This is a genomic window from Maricaulis sp. CAU 1757 (assembly GCF_054482675.1).
This window is the reverse complement of sequence record NZ_JBTLRI010000001.1, coordinates 684839-707591: the sequence shown is the minus strand read 5'-3', so window position 1 is coordinate 707591 and position 22753 is coordinate 684839. Positions and strand designations below refer to the sequence as shown.

General features: G+C 65.5%; 23 protein-coding genes. 10 read left to right on the top strand and 13 right to left on the bottom strand.

Annotated features, from left to right (window positions below; translation table 11 throughout):
* Positions 1-291 precede the first annotated feature (291 nt).
* The 3 genes from ACXYMR_RS03285 to purE are packed head-to-tail and all read right to left on the bottom strand — an operon-like array spanning position 292 to position 2730.
* The gene (locus tag ACXYMR_RS03285; protein WP_458941325.1) at positions 292-1107 is read right to left on the bottom strand and encodes a metallophosphoesterase; all 816 of its coding nucleotides are present in this window, start codon (positions 1105-1107) and stop codon (positions 292-294) included.
* Positions 1108-1117: 10 nt separating this feature from the next.
* Positions 1118-2203: a 5-(carboxyamino)imidazole ribonucleotide synthase gene (locus ACXYMR_RS03280; protein WP_458941324.1), complete on the bottom strand. Its 1086-nt coding sequence runs from the start codon at positions 2201-2203 to the stop codon at positions 1118-1120.
* A gap of 2 nt (positions 2204-2205) precedes the next feature.
* Positions 2206-2730, bottom strand: coding sequence for a 5-(carboxyamino)imidazole ribonucleotide mutase (purE, locus tag ACXYMR_RS03275; RefSeq protein ID WP_458941323.1), 525 nt, complete (start codon positions 2728-2730; stop codon positions 2206-2208).
* A gap of 159 nt (positions 2731-2889) precedes the next feature.
* On the opposite strand from purE, the gene ACXYMR_RS03270 reads away from it, so the two are divergent.
* A complete protein-coding gene (locus ACXYMR_RS03270) occupies positions 2890-3648 on the top strand; it encodes a GGDEF domain-containing protein (RefSeq protein WP_458941322.1) in 759 nt (252 codons plus the stop codon).
* A gap of 21 nt (positions 3649-3669) precedes the next feature.
* Here ACXYMR_RS03270 and ACXYMR_RS03265 read toward each other — a convergent pair whose 3' ends face one another.
* On the bottom strand, positions 3670-3882 hold the full coding sequence (locus ACXYMR_RS03265) for a YdcH family protein (protein ID WP_458941321.1): 213 nt from the start codon (positions 3880-3882) through the stop codon (positions 3670-3672).
* A 165-nt stretch (positions 3883-4047) separates the two neighbouring features.
* The gene (locus ACXYMR_RS03260) at positions 4048-4635 is read right to left on the bottom strand and encodes a UbiX family flavin prenyltransferase (protein WP_458941320.1); all 588 of its coding nucleotides are present in this window, start codon (positions 4633-4635) and stop codon (positions 4048-4050) included.
* Positions 4636-4727: 92 nt separating this feature from the next.
* Between ACXYMR_RS03260 and ACXYMR_RS03255 the strand changes: the two genes are divergently transcribed.
* The 5 genes from ACXYMR_RS03255 (at position 4728) to ACXYMR_RS03235 (ending at position 8553) form a co-directional block, all read left to right on the top strand.
* On the top strand, positions 4728-4916 hold the full coding sequence (locus tag ACXYMR_RS03255) for a YdcH family protein (protein WP_458941319.1): 189 nt from the start codon (positions 4728-4730) through the stop codon (positions 4914-4916).
* Between the two features lie 106 nt (positions 4917-5022).
* Entirely contained in the window at positions 5023-5892 is an 870-nt protein-coding gene (locus tag ACXYMR_RS03250; protein WP_458941318.1) for a tetratricopeptide repeat protein, read from the top strand.
* 90 nt (positions 5893-5982) lie between these two features.
* On the top strand, positions 5983-6789 hold the full coding sequence (locus ACXYMR_RS03245) for an SDR family NAD(P)-dependent oxidoreductase (protein WP_458941317.1): 807 nt from the start codon (positions 5983-5985) through the stop codon (positions 6787-6789).
* A 4-nt stretch (positions 6790-6793) separates the two neighbouring features.
* On the top strand, positions 6794-8086 hold the full coding sequence (locus ACXYMR_RS03240) for an SDR family oxidoreductase (RefSeq protein ID WP_458941316.1): 1293 nt from the start codon (positions 6794-6796) through the stop codon (positions 8084-8086).
* The gene (locus ACXYMR_RS03235; RefSeq protein WP_458941315.1) at positions 8086-8553 is read left to right on the top strand and encodes a DUF2269 family protein; all 468 of its coding nucleotides are present in this window, start codon (positions 8086-8088) and stop codon (positions 8551-8553) included. The genes ACXYMR_RS03240 and ACXYMR_RS03235 overlap by 1 nt, the downstream gene beginning before the upstream one ends.
* A 998-nt stretch (positions 8554-9551) precedes the next feature.
* Here the strand turns inward: ACXYMR_RS03235 and ACXYMR_RS03230 are convergent.
* Entirely contained in the window at positions 9552-10217 is a 666-nt protein-coding gene (locus ACXYMR_RS03230) for a DUF1013 domain-containing protein (protein ID WP_458941314.1), read from the bottom strand.
* 167 nt (positions 10218-10384) lie between these two features.
* Complete coding sequence (locus tag ACXYMR_RS03225; RefSeq protein ID WP_458941313.1) at positions 10385-11395, bottom strand: NAD(P)H-quinone oxidoreductase; 1011 nt, start codon at positions 11393-11395, stop codon at positions 10385-10387.
* Between the two features lie 54 nt (positions 11396-11449).
* On the opposite strand from ACXYMR_RS03225, the gene ACXYMR_RS03220 reads away from it, so the two are divergent.
* Together ACXYMR_RS03220 and rcdA are read left to right on the top strand one after the other, a co-directional pair.
* On the top strand, positions 11450-11647 hold the full coding sequence (locus ACXYMR_RS03220) for a DUF1192 domain-containing protein (RefSeq protein WP_458941312.1): 198 nt from the start codon (positions 11450-11452) through the stop codon (positions 11645-11647).
* An 82-nt stretch (positions 11648-11729) separates the two neighbouring features.
* Positions 11730-12257 (top strand): protease adaptor protein RcdA, encoded by a 528-nt coding sequence (rcdA, locus tag ACXYMR_RS03215; RefSeq protein ID WP_458941311.1) that lies wholly within the window; start codon positions 11730-11732, stop codon positions 12255-12257.
* A 76-nt stretch (positions 12258-12333) separates the two neighbouring features.
* On the opposite strand, the gene ACXYMR_RS03210 is transcribed toward rcdA, so the two are convergent.
* The 3 genes from ACXYMR_RS03210 to ACXYMR_RS03200 all read right to left on the bottom strand — a co-directional run bounded on the left by ACXYMR_RS03210 (position 12334) and on the right by ACXYMR_RS03200 (position 14960).
* Complete coding sequence (locus tag ACXYMR_RS03210; RefSeq protein ID WP_458941310.1) at positions 12334-12903, bottom strand: type 1 glutamine amidotransferase domain-containing protein; 570 nt, start codon at positions 12901-12903, stop codon at positions 12334-12336.
* A 75-nt stretch (positions 12904-12978) separates the two neighbouring features.
* Complete coding sequence (locus ACXYMR_RS03205) at positions 12979-13113, bottom strand: hypothetical protein (protein ID WP_458941309.1); 135 nt, start codon at positions 13111-13113, stop codon at positions 12979-12981.
* A gap of 29 nt (positions 13114-13142) precedes the next feature.
* Entirely contained in the window at positions 13143-14960 is a 1818-nt protein-coding gene (locus ACXYMR_RS03200; RefSeq protein WP_458941308.1) for an ABC-F family ATP-binding cassette domain-containing protein, read from the bottom strand.
* A gap of 225 nt (positions 14961-15185) precedes the next feature.
* Between ACXYMR_RS03200 and ACXYMR_RS03195 the strand changes: the two genes are divergently transcribed.
* The gene (locus tag ACXYMR_RS03195; RefSeq protein WP_458941307.1) at positions 15186-16073 is read left to right on the top strand and encodes an ABC transporter ATP-binding protein; all 888 of its coding nucleotides are present in this window, start codon (positions 15186-15188) and stop codon (positions 16071-16073) included.
* A gap of 26 nt (positions 16074-16099) precedes the next feature.
* Positions 16100-19687 (top strand): ABC transporter permease/M1 family aminopeptidase, encoded by a 3588-nt coding sequence (locus tag ACXYMR_RS03190; RefSeq protein WP_458941306.1) that lies wholly within the window; start codon positions 16100-16102, stop codon positions 19685-19687.
* A gap of 39 nt (positions 19688-19726) precedes the next feature.
* On the opposite strand, the gene ACXYMR_RS03185 is transcribed toward ACXYMR_RS03190, so the two are convergent.
* The 3 genes from ACXYMR_RS03185 to ACXYMR_RS03175 form a co-directional block, all read right to left on the bottom strand.
* Entirely contained in the window at positions 19727-20863 is a 1137-nt protein-coding gene (locus ACXYMR_RS03185; protein ID WP_458941305.1) for a hypothetical protein, read from the bottom strand.
* A 100-nt stretch (positions 20864-20963) separates the two neighbouring features.
* The gene (locus tag ACXYMR_RS03180) at positions 20964-22169 is read right to left on the bottom strand and encodes a hypothetical protein (RefSeq protein WP_458941304.1); all 1206 of its coding nucleotides are present in this window, start codon (positions 22167-22169) and stop codon (positions 20964-20966) included.
* Positions 22170-22269: 100 nt separating this feature from the next.
* A complete protein-coding gene (locus ACXYMR_RS03175; RefSeq protein ID WP_458941303.1) occupies positions 22270-22728 on the bottom strand; it encodes a hypothetical protein in 459 nt (152 codons plus the stop codon).
* Positions 22729-22753 lie beyond the last annotated feature (25 nt).

Here is a 22753-nt window from a genome sequence, read left to right as displayed (position 1 = left end):
GGGCATTCCCCTTGACGCGACGAAGCGTCTGAGGCGGACTCCCGGCAAGAGATGAATGGGGTGGTGGGGCGCTGCGGGCGCCCCTTTCTTTTCATCGAGAAAACAATCGCGTGTCATCCCGGATGGAGGCCCCGCGCAGGCGGGGCGGAAGTCCGGGACCTATCATCCCGGTGCGGGACCAGCGGGCTCCAATCGTTGAAAGCGAGGGTATGGGTCCCGGCCCTTCGGCCCGCCTTCGCGGGCCATTCGGCCGGGATGACACCGCGTAGAGGGCAAAAAAAACTGACGCCCCTACCGCTTGCCCCATTTCTTCGACCGGTAATGCCGCCTGTGCGCCTCGACCTGGACCAGTTCGCGTTCCGGCCAGCGGTAGGCGGTCAGGTGGCCGCCATAGACGCAGCCGGTGTCGATGCAGATGACGTTGTTTTCCTCGCGCACCTCGGGGGCGGCGACGTGGCCGTGCACGACGGTGGCCTGGCCGGCATAGTCCTTCGCCCAGTTGCCGCGCACCGGGTAGCCGTACTGGTCGCGTTCGCCGGTGCGCTCGCCGTACAGGGCGAAGGTGCGGGCCTGGCGGGTCTCGCGGCCCTGCAGGTCCTCGCGCAAGCCGGCATGGGCGACGACGAGGCGGCCCTTGTCGAGGATCAGATGGGTCGGCAGGTCGTTGAGGAAGTCGCGCACATGGTGGCGCAGGCCTTCCGGCTGCACGGCGGCCTGTTCCAGCGTGTCCTCGAGCCCGTGCGAGATCTCCACCGGATTGCCGTTGAGCCAGCGCCGGTACTTGTCGTCATGATTGCCGGCAACGCAGTAGGCCTCGCCGTCCCCGACCATCTCCATGACCAGGCGCAGCACGTCGGGCGAGCGCGGGCCGCGGTCGACCAGATCGCCCAGGAAGACTGCCTTGCGGCCGTCCGGCGGGGTGATCTCGTAATGGCGGTGGCCGGTCGGGCCGCGGTGCCCGACCTCGTAGCCGAGCTTTTCCAGCAGGTCCTCCAGCTCGCCGGCACAGCCGTGCACATCACCGATCATGTCGAAGGGACCGGTGTCGTCGATATACATGTCGGGGGCGTGTTGCGGGTCTTTGAGCACGGGATGGGCCATGCCCATCTAACGTCGCCTAGCGGGCCAACGTTCCCAGCCGGGTGACATGGCCCATCTTGCGGCCGGCGCGGGCCTCGCGCTTGCCGTAGAGGTGCAGGCAGGCGCCCGGCTCGGCGGCCAGGGCGGCCCAGTCATGCGCGTCGGCGCCGATCAGGTTGGTCATCACGGCAGAGGAATGCGGCGCCGGGTCGCCGAGCGGCCAGCCGGCCACGGCGCGCATGTGCTGGGCGAACTGGTCGCAGGCGCAGGCATCCTGGGTCCAGTGGCCGGTATTGTGCACGCGCGGGGCGATCTCGTTGACCACCAGGCGGCCGGCGCCGAGATCGAACAGCTCGACGGCGAACACGCCGACATGGTCGAGCCCGTCGCCGATGGCGCGGGCAATGCGCAGGGCCTCGGCCACGATCTTGTCATCGAGGTCGGCGGCCGGAGCGGTGGTGGTCTTGAGGATACCGTCGCCGTGCACGTTTTCCGACAGCGGCCAGGCGCGCACTTCGCCATCGAGGCTGCGGGCCGCGACGACGGAGAGCTCGCGCACGAAGGGTGCCGCGGCTTCCAGGATGGCCGGCTGCTGGCCGATGGCCTGCCAGGCGTCGGCCGGGTCGTCGCCGTCGCGGATCCAGGCCTGGCCCTTGCCGTCATAGCCGAAGCGGCGGGTCTTGAGCACGGCCGGGCGACCGATCTCGGTGAGGGCGGCCTTAAGGCCGGCCAGGTCGTCGACCGGCGCGAAGGGCACGGTGGCGACGCCGGCATCATTGATGAAGCGCTTCTCGATGACCCGGTCCTGGGTCAGCTCCAGCGAGCGCACGCCGGGGCGCAGCGCGGCGGCCCGGGCCACCGCGGCGAGGGCGTCGGTCGGGATGTTCTCGAACTCGAAAGTGACGGCATCGCAGCGGGCGGCGAAGTCGGCCAGGGCACCATGATCGTCCCACGGGGCGCAGAAGCTGCGCGCGGCGACGCGGGCGGCCGGCCCGTCGGGCTGGGGATCATAGACGTGGATGTCGAAGCCGAGGGCCGACCCGGCGAGCGCCAGCATGCGTCCGAGCTGGCCGCCGCCGAGAATGCCGATCACCGATCCGGGTGGCAGGGCGGTCTGGCTCATGTTCAGTCCTCGACGCTGTCGGGCACGCTGTCGGTCTGGGCCTCGCGCCAGGCTTCGAGCCGGTCGGCCAGGGCGGTGTCGGACAGCGCCAGGATGGAGGCCGCCATCAGGCCGGCATTGAGCGCGCCGGCCTCGCCGATGGCCAGCGTGCCGACCGGGATGCCGCCGGGCATCTGGACGATGGAGAGCAGGCTGTCCTGGCCGCTCAGCGCCTTGGAGCGCACCGGAACACCGAGCACAGGCAGGGGCGTCATCGAGGCCACCATGCCGGGCAGGTGGGCGGCGCCGCCGGCCCCGGCGATGATTACCTTGAAGCCCTGGCCGCGGGCCGACTTGGCGAAGTCGATCAGGCGGTCCGGGGTGCGGTGAGCGGACACCACGCGGCAGTCATGCGACACGCCGAGCCTGTCGAGGATGTCGGCGGCCTTCTGCATGGTCGGCCAGTCCGAGCGCGAGCCCATGATGATGGCGACGTCGCAGCCCGCGTTGTGGGCGGAGCCGGAATCCTTCGGCGAGTACTCACTCATGGCGCTTCCTGTTCGGGAAAAGGAAGCGCGGGACATTAACCGGAGTAGGGGGAAGGTCAAGGCGCCCTGCAATGGTGCGGGTTTGCGTGCCTCGCTTGAATGTTTCTTAACCACGTTCGAGCACTGTGCAGGCTGGAAGCATCAAGACGGATCGAAGCCATGCGCATCGGACCCTTCAACGCCGCCGGACGGACCGGCAAGACCGCAACCGCCCGGTCGGGCCGCACCACCGGGTCGCCGACCGGCGCCTCGCATGCGTCCGCACCGCGCGACGCAGCCTCGATCATGGGCATCCCGGAAGCCGAGCTGACCCCCAATGTGCAACAGGCCCTGCTGTCGCTGATGGGCGAGGTCGACCAGCTGCGCCAGGAAACCGAGCGCCTGCGTGGCCGGATCCGCGAACTGGAAAGCCTGGCCGATCACGACGTCCTGCTGCCCGTCCTCAACCGCCGCGCCTTCGTGCGCGAGGTCAGTAAGTCGCTGGCCCTGGCGGAACGGCACCAGACGCCGTCGGCCCTGCTCTACCTGGATCTCAACGGGTTCAAGGCGATCAATGACACGCACGGCCATGCGGCCGGTGATGCGGCGCTGCATCATGTGGTGTCGATCCTCGGCGCCAATGTGCGCGAGACCGACAGCATCGGCCGGCTCGGCGGCGACGAGTTCGGCGTCCTGCTGACCCTGACCGAGATGCCGGGCGCCGAGGCCAAGGCCCGCGAACTGGTCCGGCTGGTCGAGACGACTCCGTTCCGTCACAATGGCGAAGTTCTGGAAATCGGCGCGGCCTGGGGCCTGCAGGCGCTCAAGCCGGGTGGCCAGGCGGAAGAGGCGATGGCCATGGCGGACGCGGCCATGTACGAGCGCAAGCGGGCCCAGAAAGCGGCCGATCCGGTCAGCTCCAAGGCGCGACGCGCCTGAGTCCCGTGGCCGCGCCTGGGCTCAGGCGATGATGTCGGGGGTCAGCTGGTCTTCCAGACGGGCGATCTCGTCCTTGATCCGCAGCTTTTCCTTTTTCAGGCGGGCATATTTGAGCTGATCGACGACTCCGGTCTCGGTCAGGGCGTCCACTTCGCCATTGAGCGTGTCATGCTGTCTCCGCAATTCGCGGATGCGGGTGACCAGCGCCTGCTGCTCGAGAGGTAGTCCGTCCATGCCTCAGCCGTCTCTTTCCGGGTCGCAATCAGTCAGTCGCAATCAGTCAATTGTCGTGGGAGTCACCGGCCTTCCCTGACGCAGGGCGGACCAGCACGGTGTTGCGACCGGTATTATATCGCCAATACGACGGCAAATAAATCGTGAACCGGGACCCGGTTCAGATCAGGGGCGACGGCCGCCCTCGAGATCCTCGCCCCAACGCCGGGTCGGTTCCCAGTCGAGGCCGAACAGGTCGAGGGCGCGCCCGACCGACTGGTCGACCAGGTCGTCGATGGTCTTCGGCTTGGCATAGAAGGCGGGCAGGGGCGGGCAGATGATGGCACCCATCTCGGTCAGGGTTTCCATGGTGCGGATATGGCCGAGATGGAATGGCGTTTCTCGCACCATCAGCACGAGACGCCGGCGCTCCTTGAGGACCACGTCGGCGGCGCGGGTGAGCAGGCTGGAGGTCACGCCGGTGGCGATTTCAGCCATGGTGCGCACCGAGCACGGCGCGATCAGCATGCCGCGCGTGGCAAAGGAGCCGGAGGCGATCGGCGCGCCGACATCGGGCATCTTGTAGAAATGGTCGGCGCGGGCGCGAAAATCCTTGATCGAAACGTCGGTCTCGTAACCCAGCGTCATTTCGGCCGCCTTGGAGGCCACCATATGGCTTTCCAGGCCCAGTTCGCGCAGGGCGTCCAGCGCGCGCAGGCCGTAGACAATGCCCGAGGCGCCCGAGACGCCGACGATCAGACGGTCTTTTTTCATGCAAAATCCACCGAGAAACGTTTCGTGAGTAGACATAGCGCGGGAATTTGCTTCAATCGAGCATTCCACTTCAGCTACAGGGAGAAGTATCCATGCCCATCGCAGCCCGCATTCGTGAGCTCGACGCGCGTCACACGCGCCTGGACACCCAGATCGACGAAGTCACCCGGCACCCGTCGGTGGATTCGCTCGAGCTTGCCCGGCTGAAAAAGGAGAAACTTCGACTGAAGGAACAGATCGAGGCGCTGCGAATGTCGGCGCATTCCGAGCAATTGCAGTGACCCGGTTCTGAAACCGGCGAAATTCATAATCAGGCAAACTACAGGGGGGCGGCTATCAGGCCGCCCTTTTTGCGGGTTAAGGTGAGGGGGAATGAAGGAGAGTTGCATGCGTTTTTCCCGTCTGGCCGCGAGCCTGGCCAGCCTCTTTCTCGTCAGCGCGGGTGCGGCCCCGGCCGCCCTGGCCCAGATCGACAGCGGCGCCTGCCTGGCCGGGCGCGAGGCCATGGATGGTGGCGAGACAGGTGCGGCGATCCTGGCTTTTGAAACCTGTCTTGGCTCGGCCGACCTGACCGCCGAGGAAGAGGTTGGAGTGTACGCCGCGCTGGGTGCCGCCTTCCTCGCCGAGGAACGTTTCGAGGAGGCTCTCAGCGCCTATAACTTCGCCTTTGCCATCGTCGAGACACAGCAGGCCGAAGTGGTCCAGCCGGCGCTCTACCGCAATCGCGGCATTGCCCGTCTGGAGACCGGCCAGACCGAGCTCGGTCTGCGTGATCTGGAACGGGCCGCCGCTGAAATGCCGAACGACGTCGTCACCTTCCTGTCGCTGGGGATTGCCTACCAGGACCTGGACCGTTCGAGCGAGGCCGTGGTCGCCTTTGACCGAGTGGTGCAGCTGGCGCCGGACTGGGACGGGGCGTGGATCAACCGGTCGAGCGCCCTGCTCGATGCCGGCATGACCGGCGCGGCCGTCGCCGATGCGCGACGTGCGGTCGAGCTCGACCCGACCAGTGGCTCCTCGCTCAACATGCTGTGCTGGACGCTGATCAAGGACAATCGTCCGGAAACCGCGCTGCCATTGTGCGAACAGGCCGTGGCGGCGGAACCGGAGATCGGCGCCATCGTGCATTCCCAGGCCGCGGCGCTGGAAGCCCTCGGCCGGGTCGAGGAGGCGCTGGCGCTTTACGAGCGCGCCTTCGAGCTGTCGCCGGATGATCCGGAGATCGCGGCGGATTACGAGCGCACCCACAATCCGTAACCTGCCGGTTATCGGCCAGCCATTGCCAAGCCCGATCCGTCGTGCAAGGTCGGCGCTCGAACGACAGACACGCCATTTAGCCAAGGGGACATGCGCATGGGTGACCGGGTCGCAATCATTACCGGCGGGGCCAACGGGATCGGCAAGGCCTGTGCCCGCCGCCTGAGCGAGGATGGCTGCCTCGTCGTCATCGCCGATACCGACCAGGAGTCCGGACAGGCGCTGGCCCAGGAACTGGGCGCGGAGAAGGGCAAGGCGCTGTTCGTGTCGTGCGATGTCTCCGACCGGCTCTCGGTGAGCAATCTCCTGGCCGAGACGCGCTCGGCCTTCGAGCGCCTGGACATCCTGGTCAACAATGCCGGAATCGTCGCCACCGGCGACATTCTCGACCTCTCCGAAGCCGATTTCGACCGGGTCATCGCGGTCAATCTGAAGGGTTCATTCCTGGTCGCCCGCGAGGCGGCGCGCCAGATGGTCGAGCAGATCGAAGCCGACGGCGAACGCCTGGAAGACGTACGCCGGCGCTATGCCATCATCAACATGTCCTCGGTCAATTCCGTGCTCGCCATCCCCGACCAGCTGGCCTATTGCGCCACCAAGGGGGCCCTCAACCAGATGACCAAGGCGATGGCCCTGTCGCTGGCCAAGTACGGCCTGCGCGTCAACGCCATCGGCCCGGGCAGCATCAATACCGACGTCCTCAAATCGGTGAACGACAACCCCGCCGCCATGGACAAGATCATGTCGCGCACCCCGCTGCAGCGCATCGGCGATCCGGACGAGGTCGCCTCGGTGGCGTCCTTCCTGGCCTCGAAGGATGCCAGCTACATCACCGGCACGGTGCTGTACGCGGACGGCGGGCGGATGGCGCTGAACTACACGGTGGCGCGAGACTAGCCTCGTGCGGGTCGCGGTCCTCGGCGGCTACGGCCTGATCGGGTCCGCCTGCGTCCGGGCGCTTCGCAAGGCCGGCTGCGAGGTCGTCGGTTTCGGCCGCAATGCCGCATCGGCGCGACGCAGTGCCCCGGACATCGAATGGGTCATCCAGGATATCGGTGGGCTGGATGCGGACGAGTGGCGGGAGCTGCTGTCTGGTGTCGAGGTCGTCGTCAACGCCGCCGGGGCGCTGCAGGACGGGCCCAGGGATGACCTGAATCGCATCCATGACACGATGATCGGCGAACTGGTTGCCGCGCTGCGCGGCACGCCCACGCGTTTCGTGCAGATTTCCGCTGCCGGGGTGCGGGCCGATGCACCGACCGCGTTTTTCCGCAGCAAGGCGCGTGGTGACCAGCGGCTGACAGACAACGCCATCGACACGGTGATCCTGCGCCCGACCCTCGTCTTGGGCCCGGATGCTTATGGCGGCACCGCGCTGCTGCGTGCCAGTGCGGCGGTCCCTTTGGTCCAGTTCCGCCTGTTGGCCGACCGGCCGGTCCAGACCGTCTGCCTCGACGATGTTGCCCAGGCCGTTGTGGACGCGGTCCGCGGCCGTATCAGACCGGGGACCATTGCCGACCTGACCGAGGCGGAGGCGCACAGCTTTGCCGCGCTGCAAGTGCGCATCCGGCAATGGCTGGGCTTCCCGGGCTGGCGGTTCGGGGTGGACGTGCCGGATGTCCTGGTGTCGCTGTCAAGTCGCCTGGCCGACGGGGCAGGCCGGCTCGGCTGGCGGTCACCCTATCGCAGGACGGCGCTTCGGACGCTGGAAGACGGCGTCACGGGTGACCCGTCGGCATGGGCCGCGGCGGGCGGAACTCCGTGCCGGTCCCTCGACCAGACACTGGCCGCGATGCCGGCAACGGTCCAGGAGCGCTGGTTTGCCCGCCTGACCCTGCTGATGCCGGTCCTGCTGGGGATATTGTCGGTGTTCTGGTGTGCAACGGGGATCATCGCCCTTTTCGAACGAGAGGCTGCAACCCGGCTATTGGTCGACCACGGTGTTTCCGGCGGGATCGCAAGCGGCATCGTGATCGCCGGTGCGCTGGCCGATCTGGCGCTCGGTCTGGCCATTCTGGTTCGGCGCTGGTCCCGTCCGGCCTGTCTTGGCATGGCTGCGCTTTCCATCGCCTATCTTGTGGGCGGCAGTCTGCTGGCGCTGGACCTCTGGCTGGATCCGCTGGGGCCGCTGCTGAAGATCCTGCCGGTCCTCGGCCTCTGCCTTGTGGTGGCCGTGCTGGTAGAGGAGCGCTGATGGTGGAGCTGCTGCGCTTTGCCCATGTGCTTGGCGCCTGTGTCCTGCTCGGGACCGGGGCCGGGATCGCATTCTTCATGCTGATCTCGGTCCGCAGCCGTGACCCGGCTCTGATCGCCCACGTCGCGGGCATTGTCGTGCTGGCGGACTGGTTGTTCACCGCTACAGCGGCCATCGCCCAGCCTGTCACCGGTGTCCTGCTGGCGCGGGCGTCGGGCTGGTCCCTGACCGAGCCGTGGCTGATGGCCTCGACTGCCCTGTATCTGCTGATTGGCGCCCTGTGGCTGCCGGTCGTGGTGCTCCAGATGCGGATGCGGGCCTTGGCGCAGACCGCGGCTGCGACAGGCTCGAACCTGCCGCGCGCCCATGACCGTCTTTTTCGTCTCTGGGTCGCTTGCGGCATCCCCGCCTTCGCCGCGATTTTGGCGATCCTGTGGTTGATGCTGAACAGGCCGATGCTGGGCTGAAACAGGGGCCCGCATTCCAGACGGATCCGGATCGGGCTCTGCCACCCCTCCCCTGCGCAGCGGGGGAGCGGGCACACCAGACGAGGTCCTTCCCCTTGATGGGGAAGGTGCCCCGAAGGGGCGGAAGGGGTGAATCCCGGTGCCAGACAGTTCGGGCACCTGGCCCCCACCCCCTCCGTCTTGCCGCTGACGCGGCGATCCACCTCCCCCATCAAGGGGGAGGACCTGCGCGGGACAGGCTCCGTCACCCCTTCTCCCCTGGGAGAAGGTGGCCCGAAGGGTCGGATGAGGGGGATTCCGTTGCCCTCTCCGGAGAGTGCCTGCAGCAGGAAAACCCTCTCCGGACAGACCCCGCCATTTCCCCCTCTCCCTTGATCCCTCTCCCCCGGGAGAGGGAGGCGGGCCTGCCCCGCCATAGCGCGGCGACAGCCGGGCGGCGGCGGGTCATAAAATTTTTTTCTCCGCACTTTTCGCGACCGTCCGTGGCGGTTTCCGCAATGAAATCAGAGGGCGTCACTTTTTATCGCCCGATTTCATCCCCACCCCCTCTGGCCCATGGGACACTTCCCCCGGCTTCACGGCACGGGAGGCGCAGGCCTGGTCATCTGTGGTCGTGGAGCGGGCGGAGCCCGTCCGGGTGCCGGCTGTGACCGGCCGTAACGCTGGCGGGGCTATCGGGAGGTCGCGGCGACACTAATCATGGATCGCCGCTACCGACCGGTCTGGAATCCGGTGCCGCGAGGCCTGGCCCAAATCTCCGCGAACGGGGTGGCGTGATGAACCCTATGTTTAGAAATTTCGGCAGGTTCGTCCCGCCGCCCCGTTCCCTCCCGTATCGCCAGGCGATGGCCGCCATGGCGGATTTGCTGCTGGAAGAAGGAATGCAGCGCGATATGAGACTGATCTTGCGGATGCATGACGATGGGCCTCCGCGCCCAAAGAAAAAGCCGCGGCAGAGGCCTGCCGCGGCTTTGTCCGGTTCAGTTTGGAGGCTGCGATCAGCTCTTGTTCTGGCCGCCGCCGAACAGGGTCTCCAGATTGATCTCGGCCGGCTTCTCTTCCTTCTCCTGGTGCAGGTCTTCCTGCGCCTTCAGGGTGTCGGTGAGCATTTCCGGGTTTTCCTCTTCCAGCTTGCGCCGGCGGGCCGAGGCCTTCTTGACCTGTTCGTCGAGGTCGATCTGGGTGCACAGGCCGAGCGAGACCGGGTCGGTCGGCTTGATGTTGGCGGCATTCCAGTGGGTGCGCTCGCGCACGGCCTGGATAGTCGTCTTGGTGGTGCCGATCAGCTTGGAGATCTGGGCGTCGGCCAGTTCCGGGTGGTTGCGCACGAGCCAGGCGATGGCGTCCGGGCGGTTCTGGCGGCGCGACAGCGGCGTGTAGCGCGGACCGCGGCGCTTGGCCGGCTGGTGCAGGTCGGAATATTTCGGCTTCACCACCGTCATCCGGTAATCGGACTTGGCCTCGGCCTTCTCGATTTCCTCGCGGGTCAGCTGGCCGTTGGAGATCGGATCGGCGCCACGCACCCCGACCGCCACGTCGCCGTCGGCAATACCTTTGACCTCGAGCGGATGCAGGCCGCAGAAATCGGCAATCTGGTCGAAGGTCAGCGAGGTGTTGTCGACCAGCCAGACGGCCGTGGCTTTCGGCATCAGGATCTCGGTCATGTCATCGGCTCCCTTGGGGAATTGGGGGGTATAAAAACAAAAAAAGCCCAGCACGGTTGCCGGGCCTGGGCTTCCGACGCGGGCTGCGGATGGTCGATGCAGCCCACGATTTGCGGGTTTTATATCGCAGCAGGCCGCGTCTGCAAAGCCGGGTGCACGGCTGATTGTCAGCAGGTCAGGATGATCTTGCCGGAATGGGCGCCGCTGTCGAGACGTTCGTGTGCCGCGCGGACATCGGCCAGGGCGTGGCGGCTGTCAATCACCGGTTTGAGCCAGCCGGCCTCGATCCACGGCCACACGGTGTCCCGGATGTCGGCAGCGAGGCGGGCTTTCTCGTCCACCGGGCGGGCGCGCAGGGTCGAGCCGGTCAGGGTGATCTGCTTGAGCATCAGTCGCATCAGGTCGAGCTCGACGCGGCTGCCCTTGAGGAAGGCGATGGAGACGATGCGGGCGCCGAAATTGGCACAGTCCAGATTGCGCTGGACATAGTCGCCGCCGACCATGTCGAGGATGACGTCAGCACCGCCGGCCTCGCGCACCTGTTCGACGAAGTCCTGGTCGCGGTAATTGATCGCCAGGTCGGCACCGAGGTCGCGGCACAGCGCAACCTTGTCCGGGCTGCCGGCGGTCGTGAACACGCGGGCGCCGTGCGCCTTGGCCATCTGGATGGCGGTGGTGCCGATGCCGCTGGAGCCGCCATGCACGAGCAGGGCCTCGCCCGGCTTCAGTGCGGCGCGGTCAAACACATTGGCCCAGACGGTGAACACGGTCTCCGGCAGGCCGGCGGCGTCGGCCAGGGCGAGCGTCGAGGGCGCCGGCAGGACCGAGCCGGCCGGGGCAACGGAATGCTCGGCATAGCCACCGCCCGCGACGAGGGCGCATACCGCGTCGCCGACCCTGAAGCCGTCGACCCCCGGACCGATGGCCTCGATACAGCCGGACACTTCCAAGCCGAGCCCTTCCGGGGCACCGGGCGGGGCCGGGTAGAAACCGAGGCGTTCGATCTGGTCGGGTCGGTTGACCCCGCAGGCGGCATTGCGGATCAGCACTTCGCCGGGGCCCGGTTCGGGCATGTCACGCGTGACCAGGCGCAACACTTCCGGCCCGCCGGGCGTTTCAGCAATGACGACCCGGTTGCGGTTCCCGGGGTCCGGACGTTTTTCCTCGGCCTGGGTCATGGGTTTCGCGTCCGTGGCGCGCTATGTTGCAAAATCAGACGATGGAGGCTTTCCATGTTCCATGATGATGACACGGCGGCAAGCCGCGACAAGCGTGTGACCATCACGCCGGGTGAAGACCTGTCGGCCCTGTCGCTGGACGATCTGGCCGAGCGGCGCGCCTTGCTGGAAGCGGAGATTCGCCGGGTCGACCAGATCACCGAGAGCAAGCAGGCCGGCCGCAGCGCCGCGGATGCGGTGTTTAAGCTTTGATCAAGCAGAATCGGAGAGGCTGGCCCCGGGCTTGCTAGATGGATCAGCGAACCGCCTATCCGCCGACAAAATTGGACGCGTAATGACCGATACCCGCACACCGACCCTGTTTCCTGCCGGAGGCGCCCCCGCTGCCCGGTCCCAGGACTTCGCCGCTTCGGAAATGTTCCAGAAGCTGTTCCGCGAGGGCATGGACCTGGTCGAGGAGACGGCAGCTTACCTGGACGGGCCGGGCCGCGACGATGCCAAGGCGCTCGACCGGGCCGGGGCGCTGTCCTACGCCACGGAAAGCATGAAGCTGACGACGCGGCTGATGCAGGCGGCCTCCTGGCTGCTGGCTCAGCGCGCGGTGTCGGAAGGCGAGATGAGTGCCGACGATGCGACCGACGGCAAGTACCGGCTCTCCAATGACCGCGCCAGCGAGCACTTGTGGCCGGACGGCGAGGCGCCGCCCGTGGTGCTGGCCGATCTGGTGGCGCGCTCACGTTCGCTGTACGCCCGGCTCAAGCGGATCGACGACAATCTCTATGTCGACGGGCTGGTCGAGGCCGATGCCAATCCGGTGGCTGACCAGCTGGCCAAGCTGCGCGGCGCGTTCGGCGAGTTCTGACCGCAGGCCGGTATCAACGGAAATGAGAAAAGGGACGGCAAATGCCGTCCCTTTTTCCTTGCGCGCCGCTGCCGATTCAGACGGATTCGGCCTGCTTGGCGTGTTTGCCCTCGCACATTTCCTCGACCAGCTTTGAACAGAAGGCCTCGATGTCGTCCGGGCCGCGGCTGGTGACCAGGCCCTGGTCGACCACGACTTCCTCGTCGACGACGCGGGCGCCGGCATTGCCCAGATCGGTACGGATATTCTTGATCGCCGTCATCTTGCGGCCATTGACCACGTCGGCGTCGATCAGCACCTGCGGACCATGGCAAATCGAGGCGACAGGCTTTTTCTGGGTGAAGAAGTCGCGCACGAAGTCGAGCGCCTGGTCGTTGACTCGCAAGGCATCCGGGGAAAACAGCCCGCCGGGAATCACGAGGCCGTCATACTGATCGGCGCGGGCGTCATCGAGCGTGGCGTCGACCTTGATCGAGCGGCCGTGCTCGCGGTGCTTGTTGCCTTCGATCTCGCCGGACTTGAGGGACACGATTTCCACCGTGCCGCCCGCCTTCTCGATCGCCGACTTGGGCTCGAACAGCTCGATCTCCTCGAAGCCGGTAGCGGCGAGAATGGCGATGCGCTTGCCGGAAAGTTGTTCGGTCATTGGGATCCTCTTTGTGTCTCGAAGTCCCCCCTGGCAATCCAACGGGAGAGATGCTGGCCCGGTTCCTTGCCGCTCTCAGAAGGCACCGAGGATGGCCAGAACCAGCAGGATGAAGGCGAGATTCAGCAGCTGGGTGAGGAATCGGCAGAAATGGCGAAACACGGATATCCCCCGATGGCGGCAGCGATCGGGAGCGAGGGTGCTGGTCACGGGCGACAGAAACGGTCAGTCCGTGCAGGTCAGTCGCCCTCGATCTCTTCGCGCAGCGCTTCCAGTTCGAGCCAGCGGTCTTCCTTGTCGGATTTCTCGGTCAGGGCATCTGCGAGCTGCTTGGATACGGTGGCGAAACGGACGCTGTCCTTGAACAGGTCGGGATCGGCCATCTCGGTTTCGAGCTTGGCGATGCGCGCTTCCAGGGCCTCGATTTCGCCGGGCAGTAGCTTGAGCGCGTATTTGTCCTTGTTGGCCATGCGGCGGCGTTCCGGCGGCGCCGCGACCGGGGCCGGTTCAGCCGCCTTGGGCTGTGAAGGCGCGTCCGGGCCGCGCTTTTCGGCAAGGGCGGTGACGCCCGAGCCGCGCTGGGCAACCATGTCGGAATAGCCGCCGGGATATTCCCGCCATTGGCCATTGCCCTCGGCCACGATGACGCTGGAGCACACGCGGTCGAGGAAGTCGCGGTCGTGCGAGACCAGGAAGACCGTGCCGGCATAATCGTCGATCAGCTGCTGCAGCAGGTCGAGGGTTTCCAGGTCGAGGTCATTGGTCGGTTCGTCGAGGACCAGCAAATTGGACGGCAGGGCGAGGGCGCGGGCGAGCATGAGACGTGCCCTCTCGCCGCCGGACAGGACATGGACCGGCGTGTTCGCCTGTTCCGGCGCGAACAGAAAATCCTTCATGTAGGCCATGACGTGCTTGGTCCGACCGGCGACTTCGACGAGGTGGCCACCGCCCTGGGTCAGGGCTTCCGAGACCGTCCAGTCATCGCGCAGGGCGAGGCGCTTCTGGTCGAGGCTGGCGATCTCGAGCTTGGTGCCGAGACGGATGGAGCCACTGTCGGGCTCAAGCTGGCCGGTGAGGATGTTGAGCAGGGTGGTCTTGCCGGCACCGTTGGGACCAACCAGGCCGATGCGGGCATTGCGGGCGATCTTGGTCGAGAAGTCCTCGACGATGGGACGGCCGTCATAGGCCAGGCTGACATGCTTGGCCTCTGCGATCAGCTTGCCCGACTCCTGGGCCTGGCTGGCTTCCAGCTTGACCTGGCCTTGCGGCCCGCGGTGCTCGCGGTGCTGGCGCTTGAGCTCCTGCAACTCGCCCATGCGGCGGACATTTCGCTTGCGCCGGGCGGTGACGCCATAGCGCACCCAGTCCTCCTCGCGGGCGATCTTGCGGCCGAGCTTGTGCATCTCCTCCGCCTCAGCCTCGAGCAATGTGTCGCGCCAGGTCTCGAACTCGGCAAAACCCTTGTCGAGGAGGCGCGTGCGGCCGCGGTCGAGCCACAGGGTGCGGCGCGTCAGATTGGCCAGGAAACGGCGGTCGTGGCTGATCAGGACGAGAGCCGAGCGGATATGGCGCAGTTCGTCTTCCAGCCACTCGATGGCCGGCAGGTCGAGATGGTTGGTCGGCTCGTCCATCAGCAGGACGTCAGGATCGGGCGCCAGGGCGCGCGCCAGGGCGGCCCGGCGTGCTTCTCCGCCGGACACCTGGTCCGGCTTCTCGCGGCCGGTGAGGCCGAGCTTCTCCAGCAGATAGTCGGCCCGGTAATCGGCATCCCCGGGGGCCAGGCCGGCCATGACGTAATCGCGCAGCGTGGCGTGGCCGGACAGGTCCGGGTCCTGCTCGAGATAGCGCACGGTGGCGGAAGGGTGGATGAAGCGCTCGCCCTCGTCGGCGTCGACGAGGCCGGCGGCGACCTTCATCAGTGTCGACTTGCCCGACCCGTTGCGCCCCACGAGGCACAGGCGCTCGCCCTCGCCGACCTGCAGGTCCGCGCCATCGAGCAGCGGGGTGACGCCGAAGGTGAGGTGGATGTTCTGGAGCGTGAGGAGGGGTGGCGACATGGGCTCACGCATAGCCGCCCGCGCGCCTGTCGTCACGGGGCAGCGGCAGGGCCCGGAGGCGGACACCGGCCCCGGGGGGAGGGATGGCATCGCCTGCCCGTCCCCCTAGCGGGAAAGGTCGGTATGGGGTTGAGTGCGGGTCCGCGCTTGGGGGCGCCAACTGGCCCGGTCTTCGGGCCCTAGCTGATACAGGGGAGACGGCGCGCTGCGCGCCGCTGGGACTTCATGCTTGAAATCAACGAATTGACGAAAACCTATGGCAACAAGGTGCGCGCCCTCGATGGCGTCAGCCTGTCCATTTCCAAGGGCATGTTCGGCCTGCTGGGTCCGAACGGTGCCGGCAAGTCGACCCTGATGCGCACCCTGGCGACGCTGCAGGCCCCGGACGAGGGCAGTTTGCAGTTCGGCGATATCGACATCCTGCGCGAGCCGCAGAAACTGCGCGCCACGCTGGGCTATCTGCCGCAGGATTTCGGTGTATATCCGCGCATGTCGGCGCGCGCCATGCTAGACCATCTGGCCGTCCTCAAGGGCCTGTCGGACGGCAAGGAGCGCAAGCGCGTCGTCGAGGCACTGCTGGAACAGACCAATTTGGCCCAGCACGCCAAGAAGTCCGTCGCCTCCTATTCGGGCGGCATGCGCCAGCGCTTCGGTATCGCCCAGGCCCTGCTGGGCGATCCGCAGCTGATCATCGTCGACGAACCGACCGCCGGCCTCGACCCTGAGGAGCGCAACCGTTTCCACAATCTCCTGTCGGAAATCGGCGAGAATGTCGTGGTCATCCTGTCGACCCATATCGTCGAGGACGTCGCAGACCTGTGCCCGCGCATGGCCATTCTCAACCAGGGCCGGATCGCCAAGCAGGGCGCGCCGGGCGAACTGATTGCCGAAATGAAGGGCAAGGTGTGGAGCCGCACCATCGCCAAGTCGGATTTGGCCGGGCTGCGAGAGCGCTACGCCATCATTTCCGAACGCCTGACCATGGGCCAGGTGGCTATCCACGTCGTGTCCGACGGTGACCCGGGTGATGGCTTCGAGCCGGTCGACCCGGACCTGGAAGACGTTTATTTCGCCACCATCCGCGACGGTCGCGACGCCAGTCTGGCGGCCTGATCGAACCTGCACAGGAGGAGCACACCATGCTCACCAAGATCGCCGGGTTCGAAGCGCGCTACCAGCTCTTCTCGCCCGTATTCATTGCCGTTTTTGCCATCTTCTTCCTGCTTACCTTCGGGGGTGTAACCATCGACCAGGTCCAGGTCGGCGGGGGTGGCCAGACCAATATCAACTCGCCTTCCGCGCTCATGATCAATGTCATGATTTTCTCGCTGTTCGGCGGGCTGATCCCGGCCGCCTTCCTGTCGTCCGGCGTGCTCAGGGACAAGGCCTTCAAGACCGAGGAGATATTCTTCTCCCGACCGGTCGGCGAGAAGGCCTTTGTCCTCGGCCGCTTCCTCGGCGGCTTTGCTGTCACCGCCCTGTGCTTTGCCAGTGTGCCGCTGGCCTTCCTGATCGGCTCGCTGATGCCCTGGCTCGACCAGGAGCTGATCGGGCCGACCAATCTGGGCTGGTATGTCTACACCTACGCCGTGATCGGCCTGGTCAACATGTGGGTCATTGGCACGATCCTGTTCACTGTGGCGAACTTTACCCGCTCCAACCTAATGGTCTGGGTCGCTTTCCTCTTCCTGTTCGTTCTTTACCTGGTCGGTTCGCTGACGGCGGGGCAGAATCCCGACCTGCGCGACGAGATCGCGCTGATCGATCCGTTTGCCCTGAACACGGTCAGCGAGATGACTCGCTACTGGACCGCTTTCGAGCAGAACAGCCAGGTCGTCCCGTTCGAGGGGGTGTTCCTGACCAACCGGGTGTTGTGGATGGCCATCGGAGCCGGTCTTCTGGTGCTCAACGTGCTGACCTTCCGCTTCCGCAAGGGCCGCGAAGGCAAGGGCGGCAATGCCGCGGCCCGAGCCCTGCCCGGACAGAGCGCGATCATGGACATCGAGCTGCCCCGCATGACGCCGCGCACAGGTGCGGCCGCAGCGCGGGCGCAATTTCTTGCCCGGCTCGATTTCGAGGTGAAGGGCGTGGTCCTCAACATCGCCTTCTGGATCATCCTGGCCATCGGCCTGATCAACACCGTGCCGGCCTTCTTCCTGAGCGGATCCTTCTTCGGCACCGACACCTATCCGGTGACGCGCCAATTCATGGACCTGATCAATGGCGGCTATGCGATCTTCCCGATCATCATCGTGATCTTCTATGCCGCCGAGCTGATGTGGCGCGAGCGGCGGGTTGGTTTCTCGGAAATCACCGACGCCACGCCGACCCCGAGCTGGGTCTTCATCGCGACCAAGTTCCTCGCCATGTGCGTGGTCCTGGCGTCCCTGGCCCTGGTCATCATCGCCTCGTCGGTGCTGTCGCAGCTAATCCTTGGCTACACCAATTTCGAATGGAGCCAGTACGCCATTCGCGGCCTGCTTGAGCTGACCATTCCGGCGGTCTTGCTGTCGGCCTTGGCGATCTTCCTGCAAGTCATCTTCAACAATCGCTGGCTCGGCATGGCGGCGCTGATGGTCTATTTCATCGCCACACTGGTGATGGCCAATATCGGCTTCGACCACACGCTCTATCGCTATGGCATTTACCCGACCGGGCAGTGGTCTGACATGAATGGCGGCGGCCACTTCATCGGTATCTCGCTGTGGTACGTGGCATATTGGAGCTTCGTCGCGCTCTTCCTGCTGGTCATTTCCTACCAGTTGTGGAGCCGCGGTGCGCTGACCCCGATCTGGTCCCGCCTGCGCGGCCTGACCCGCGGGCTGACCCCGGCAACGACCGGCCTGCTGGCCGCTGCGATAGTGGGCGCCTCGGTGACGGGAGGCTGGATCTTCTACAACACCAATGTGCGCAACGAGTACGTCTCCGGTCCCGATGCCCGCGGGCTGCGGGCCGAGTATGAGCGCACCTACCAGCACCTCGTCGACCTGCCACAGCCGACACTCGTCGATACCGAGTACGAGGTCGATATCTATCCGGAGGACCGCCGCTACGAGGCGCGCGGTCGCTACCGGCTGGAAAACCAGACGGATGGCCCGCTGGACACGGTCTGGGTGACCTATGGCAGTGGCACGACAATCGTCAGCCAGGCGATCGAGGGGGGCGAAATCGCCCATGTCGATGATGACATGCGGGTCTACAGCTTCGAGCTCGCCACCCCGATGCAGCCCGGAGAGCAGCGCAGGCTGGACTTCGAGGTGCACCGGAACAATCCGGGCTTCCGCAATGGCGGTAATGTGACGACGGTCAATTACAACGGCACCTTCTTCAACAATGGCGAGTCGATGCCCATTATCGGCATCGAGCGGAGCGGTTTCCTGCAGGATCGCCAGGACCGTCGCCGGGAGGGGCTGGATCCCCTGCCTCGGGCCTACGACCTCGAGGACGAGAGCCGCTGGGGCGAGGCGGCCTATTTCGGCGGCAATTCGCACTATGTGACGTTCCGCACCATCGTCTCGACCTCGGCCGACCAGATCGCGGTGGCTCCGGGCTACCTCGAGCGTGAGTGGGTAGAGGGTGACAGGCGTTATTTCGAGTACGTGATGGATCGCCCGATTCTGAACTTCTACGCCTGGCTGTCGGCGCGTTACGAGGTGGCCGAAAGGCAGGTCGATGGCATTCGTCACCAGGTCTTCCATCACCCCGAACACGACTGGAATGTGGAGCGCATGCTGGAGGCGTCGGAAGACTCCATCAGCTACTTCTCGGAGCATTTCAGCCCCTACCAGTACCGCCAGTACCGGGTGCTGGAGTTCCCGGCCTATGCCACGTTCGCGCAGGCCTTTCCCAACACCATCCCGTTCTCCGAGGGCATCGGCTTCATCGCCGACCTGCGGGATCCGGATGACATCGACTACGTCTACTACGTCACCGCGCATGAAGCGGCGCACCAGTGGTGGGCCCACCAGCTGGCGCCGGCCAATGTTCAGGGTGCCACCATGCTTGTGGAGACCTTTGCCCAGTACTCCGCCCTGATGGTTATGAAGCAGGCCTATGGCGAGGATGCCATGCGCCGTTTCCTCAAGTACGAGCTGGATCAATACCTCTCGGCGCGGGGTTCGGAAGCGATTGAGGAGCAGCCGCTCTACCGGGTCGAGAACCAGCAATACATCCACTACCGCAAGGGCTCGGTGATCATGTATGCGCTGCAGGATTATCTCGGCGAGGCGGTGGTCAACCGGGTACTGGCGCGCCTGCTCGAGGACCGGGCCTACAGCACCGATCCCTACGCCACCACGCTCGACTTCCTGCGCATCCTGCGCGAGGAGGCGGGGCCGGAGCACGAGCAGATGATCCACGACTTTTTCGAGCGCATCGTGCTGTTCGACCTGGACGTGACATCGGCAACGGCCAGCGAGCGCGAGGATGGACGCTATGACCTGGTGCTGGAGATCGAGGCGCACAAATACGTCGCCGACGGGGCTGGCGAGCAGACCGAGGAGCCGATCGACTTCATGATCGATATCGGTGTGTTCAACCGCGATCTCGACGGCGTCGTCACCGGGTCGGACCATGTGCTCTACATGGAAAAGCACCGCATCGATGACACCACGATGCGCATCGAGCTGGTGGTCGACGAGGTGCCGGAATATGCCGGGATCGACCCCTACAACATGCTGGTCGACCGCAATTCCGACGACAATCTCGCCGCGGTCGAGCTGCAATAGCCGACATGAAGCGGGCCCCGGCCAGCGGCCGGGCCCGTCTCAGATGACCGCCTTGGGGACGCCGTGGCCTGCGTCGCGGCTCAGGCTGTTGAGGAAGGCGGGGAATATTTCCATGGCATCGCGCGCAGGCAGGGAGCCCTTTTCGCGGTCGCGCCACCAGTAGTTCCAGAACGAGGTGACGTGCGAGACGGCAGACAAATCGCTGCCGAGCTGGAAGAAATAACTCGGGGCCTTGAGCAGGAAGGAGCGGATCGCCGTGGCGTCTCCGCCCTTGCAGAAGCGGCCGAACTCGATGTCGTAATCGTCCATGACCGAGGTCAGCGCGCTCCAGCGTTCGCGGGTTTCCCGCAAAATGCAGCGTCGGATCTCGTTGAGCTCGATGTTTTCCGCCGGCGAGGCGCCACGCACATGGCAGTCATTCAACTCCATGGCGAACTTTCTCAGTGATTCCATCTCGTTGCTGAGGCACCAGCGATAATAGAGGATGCCCTTCCAGCCGAATACTCCGTGCGTGTATTCCTCTTCCGTCATGCCCAGCGTCTTGCGCAGATGCACCATCTTGTCGGCTTCATCGGCATCAAGCAGCTGCTCGGCGAAGCGGATGGCCCGCTCGTCGTCTGCCTTGAGTTCTTCGACGCCAAAGGCGAGGCAAACGATGCCGGAGATCTGCCGGGCGACGTAGGTTTTCATCGCCGCTTGGTCGGCTGGCGTGATGTTGAAGTAGAGCCGGGCCACCGGGTTCTCGACGCGGGTGAAATGGTCGGCGGTCAGGAAAGGGTCGAGCGAGGGCAAGGTCGAGACTTCCCGCAAGCGCTCGAAATCGAGCTCGAAATCCTTGTTGCCCGGACCGATGCCGAGGAATTCGCGCAGCCGACGGTCGAGAGATTTCTCTTCCACGAAGAAGGAATGTCCACCCATGGCCAGGTCATGCACGCTGACCGGGATGATCAGCTTGGTGACGACCGGGCTCTCGGTGAGCAGCAGGGCGCGCTCGTGCGGGCGCACCGTGTGCTTGATAATGAAACAGGAATTGAGGCGCGGATTGCGGAAGAACGGTTTGGACTCGTGCGCCACGGTGTGCCCATAGCGCTTGCGGATCGACCACAGGTCGAGGATCCGGGGCGTCGCGCCGCCCTGGGCAATCCATTTCAGTTGTGTACGATCGCTACCGCTCATCTCAGCTTCGTTGTGTTTGGCCCGTTCACCACTTCTAACGGGCAAGCCTTGACCATCTTGTTAATGAGGCTGTGGGCTGCCGCTGTTGCGTCTGATCTGATCAAGCGGCCGGGCAGCTGACCACAGCCGGGGCGGGTATCAGGGAGCCGCGACGCGGGTCCGATCCCCTGGAATCATCGTTGTATCCAGGGGCATTGCGGGTGACGCTCGCGGTGAACTCGCTGAACAGGGTCATGGCTTCACGGGCGTGCAGATACCCCTTGTCGTTCTGCCGGTCCCAGAAGGACCAGTAGCCCGGCACGTGACTGACCACGGAGATGTCGCTGCCCACGTCGTAGAACAGGGTCGGGGCCTTGAGCAGGAAGTTGCGGAACCCGCGGACATCCTCGCCGCGGCAGAAGCGTTCGAAGGCGCGTTCGTACTCGTCCATGACGTGCGACAGGCTGGCCCAGCGGTGCCGGGTCTCATCGATGATGTTGCGCCGCATGTGTTGCAGCTCGTCGTACTCCGCACTGCTGGCGCCGACGATGGTGATGTCCTGCATGTCGGTGATGAAATGCTTCAGGGACTCGAGGGCCTCGTGCATGCACCAGCGATAGTAGAGAATGCCGCGCCAGCCGAAAATTCCGGCCTGGAACTCGATCACCGTCATGTCGAGCGAACGGCGCAGCATGTCGAGGCGTCCGTCGAGTTCGCAGGACAGGAGCTGGCGGGTAAAGCGCAGGGCGCGGTCATCATTGGCGTCGCCTGTGTCTTCGTCGAATGCTAGCGAGACGACCTGGACGACCTGGCGGGCGACGCTGTCTTCCATGCGCTCGATCTCGGCATCCGAGATCGAGAAGTAGAGGTCGTGGATCGGCCGCTCATGCTTGCGGTAGCGCTCGGCGAGGAGGAACGGATCGAAGCTCGGCAGGGCGGCAAGTTCGCGCAGGCGCATGAGGTCGAGATCCATCATGTGCGGCTCGTCGCTGCGGGAAAAGAGCGAGCGCATCTTGGTGGCAAAGCCGCCTTCCTCGACAAAGATGGCATGGCCGCCGAGCGACAGGTCCTCCTGGGCCAGCGGCACCACCACCTTGGTGACCACCGGCTGGCTTGACATGACATAGCTGCGCTCGTGTGCGCGCACGGTGTGCTTGACGATGAAGCAGCGGTTGAGTTGGGGATGCTGGAAGAAGGGTTGTTCGGAGTGCTCCTCGCGATGACCATGCTCGCGGGCGATCGAATAGAGGTCGAGAATGCGAGACGTGGCTCCCCCCTTGAGGAGGTTGCGCAGGTCGGCGCGTACGGTTTCTCGGATGCGCGGCATAGGCGGACTCCCGTTGGGCGCCCAACCTGCTTGGCCGGTTTTAAGTTTCCCTCAGCCGGCAGGGCGGCATTCGAGCTTGAATTGATTCAAATCTTGGGTGTCATCGACGGTCGGCAGCTGACGGGGTGAGGCTGGCAAAGAGGAAGCCGGCCGCGGCACCTCCCAGGGCCAGCGTCAGCAGCCCCTGCAGTTCGCGGCTGGAGGCGACAGGTGTCACCGTGGCACCGAGTATCTGGCCGTACACTGCGGTGATGCCCAGCATCATCACGGCGATCGCCGTGCCGCCGGCGAGCGTGTAGCCGAGCCGACGCCAGCCGGGGCCGAGAATGCGCGCGACGAAACCGGCGGTCGGAAAGGCGACCAGGAAGGCGATGAAGACCAGAACGGCCAGCGTGGGGCCGAACCCGACCAGGTCCCGCTGGATGGCGTCGAACCGCACACCGGCCGGGATCTCGGCGCCGACTGCGGCCAGCGCTCCCAGTACCACATGGGTGTTGGCGATCGACACCAGGACTGCGCCGACAAGGACGGCAAGCAGGAAGGCGAGCAGCATTCGCATGGTGGGATTCGTCTCCCTCTTGGCA